The sequence below is a fragment of the Glutamicibacter sp. BW78 genome, assembly GCF_002332245.1.
Classification (GTDB): Bacteria; Actinomycetota; Actinomycetes; order Actinomycetales; family Micrococcaceae; genus Arthrobacter_H; species Arthrobacter_H rhombi_A.
Genome location: NZ_NRGU01000026.1, coordinates 1 through 1766 on the forward strand (window position 1 = coordinate 1; position 1766 = coordinate 1766).

The 1766-nt window shown below is 58.4% G+C and carries 3 protein-coding genes; 1 reads left to right on the forward strand and 2 read right to left on the reverse strand.

All coding sequences use genetic code 11. The features are described from left to right. The coding region (locus CIK75_RS16190; protein WP_198962390.1) for a hypothetical protein at positions 1–200 on the forward strand (200 nt) is incomplete at its 5' end. Here CIK75_RS16190 and CIK75_RS03725 read toward each other — a convergent pair. Together CIK75_RS03725 and CIK75_RS03730 are read right to left on the reverse strand one after the other, a co-directional pair. Next, positions 197–712, reverse strand: coding sequence for a hypothetical protein (locus CIK75_RS03725; RefSeq protein ID WP_096223257.1), 516 nt, complete (start codon positions 710–712; stop codon positions 197–199). The two genes, CIK75_RS16190 and CIK75_RS03725, sit on opposite strands and share 4 nt — an antisense overlap. A 28-nt stretch (positions 713–740) precedes the next feature. After that, entirely contained in the window at positions 741–1676 is a 936-nt protein-coding gene (locus CIK75_RS03730; protein ID WP_096223258.1) for a ParA family protein, read from the reverse strand. Positions 1677–1766: the final 90 nt, after the last annotated feature.

Below are 1766 nucleotides of genomic sequence, written 5' to 3' on the forward strand. Positions count from 1 at the left end.
TACAGAAGGCAAGCACGGTTACTTGGGCGCAGCTGGAAGATCAGTTCGGCGCAGATTATGCGCAACGGAGACAGTTCAAAGCAAAGTTTCTCCAGCACCTGCGCGCAGTGCAGATCTTCTTCCCCGAAAACGCACTCAAGGTCCTGCCTGGCGGGGTACGCCTGAACAGGACCTTGAGTGAGAAGCAGTTGCCGAACTAAAGCCCAGGAATATCCAGCTTCAGATACAGCGCATAGACCGTTGCGACCAGGACGCTGCGATTTGGTGCTCCAGCAGTCGTCTTCATTTCATCGAGCCAAGCTAGCTGCTCGGGAGTCAATCTCAGCTGCATTTGGGTGCTTCCACCGCCGTAGCGGCGCCGCCTCGTTGTGGGCATCGGCATGCCGCCGCTCTTGGTTGGTCCCGTGGAACTGAGTTTTGCCTGCAGGGATTTGAGGGGAACATCGGCGAAGGCCCTGACGAGCAGCTCCGTGTTGCTGATTCGTTCCTCGACTGAACGACTGCGGACTTCGTTGAAGACCGCCGGCGGCAGCGATACAGATGTGTTGGCCGTTGTTGGTACGTCCAGCACCACCTCGCTGGGGGTGTGGGCGACTGTGGGCTCCGGGGCAACTGCACGAGGTGCCGCTGCGGCAGGCTTCTTAGGAAGGTGCGTGGTCACTCGTGGCGGCGCGTTGCCGTCCTTCTTCGGGGCAGCCGATTTGGCAAACATTACACCGACGTTCCGTTGTGGTTCCTTCTCACTCATTTTGTCCCGCCTCCAGTTCCAAGATGCGTTCCAGAAGTTCTTCGGCCAAGAAGGAATAGTCGCTGAGGAGGCCACTGACGTTGGATGCGTGGTAGGAACCCTCGGGTTTCCTCCCCTCCTTCAGTGCTTGAAGGCGAGATCGTGCTGCCTCGGAAACCGAACCTTCCAGCTCGTGGATAAGTTGGCCGTTCTTTCGAGCGTCCTTGGCGGCAGCGAGCTGGTGCCGGACGCTAGTACGAAACACGGGGGCCACTCCCCCAAGCTTTCCCTCGATGACTTCACGCGTTTCACGTGCGATCCGTCGCGTTGTGTCCCCGACACCGAATATCACTGCTCCTGCCAGTTCCAGATCAGGGTTCAGAGCACGGGCAGCAACGAACCTCTCTGCCGTTCCATCCAGGCCGTCGAAGGAAGCATCATCGCTGCCGGTGATGATCAACAGGGCAAACGACACAGCCAAGGCGGCTTCCACCAACCATGGATCCCCCGGAGCGGTGTCGATGAGAATCAGGTCGTAGGGTTCCGCAACAGCCGACAGAGACGCATAGAGCATCGACGGAAGAATATGGTCCTGCCCGCCCTTGGCGAAGATGATGCCCTGGAGGACCCGAATCTCCCGGCCTCCGGCAACAACGTCCAGATTGGGCCGCACGTTCTCCAAGATGGGCATGGGAGTGCCGTTCTGCAGCGCGTAAAGCAGATCGGAACCATCGGACTTGGCATAGCCAAAGTCACGATTCAGGTTTGCCTGGGGATCGAGGTCGATAACCAGTACGCGGTGCCCTGCATCGGCGATAAGTGCGGCTACATTCGCTACGAAAGATGTCTTTCCGACGCCACCCTTGTCATTGCTGACGGTGATGGTTCGAAGAATTTGGCCAACTGTGGCCGGCTGGATCTCTGTCCGGCTAAAGCGGGACGGGCTCATGGTGCCTCCTCTGAAGGGTGATCTGACGCTGGCCACACTACCTCAATTCTACGTATGCAGTCCATATGGGAGACAGATCTGTTTACGTCC

What these genes read in the sequence shown, in the direction of transcription:
- CIK75_RS03730 (WP_096223258.1), bottom strand. Translation starts at nt 1,676, where the DNA reads ATGAGCCCGTCCCGCTTTAGCCGGACAGAGATCCAGCCGGCCACAGTT.
- CIK75_RS03725 (WP_096223257.1), bottom strand. Translation starts at nt 712, where the DNA reads ATGTTTGCCAAATCGGCTGCCCCGAAGAAGGACGGCAACGCGCCGCCA.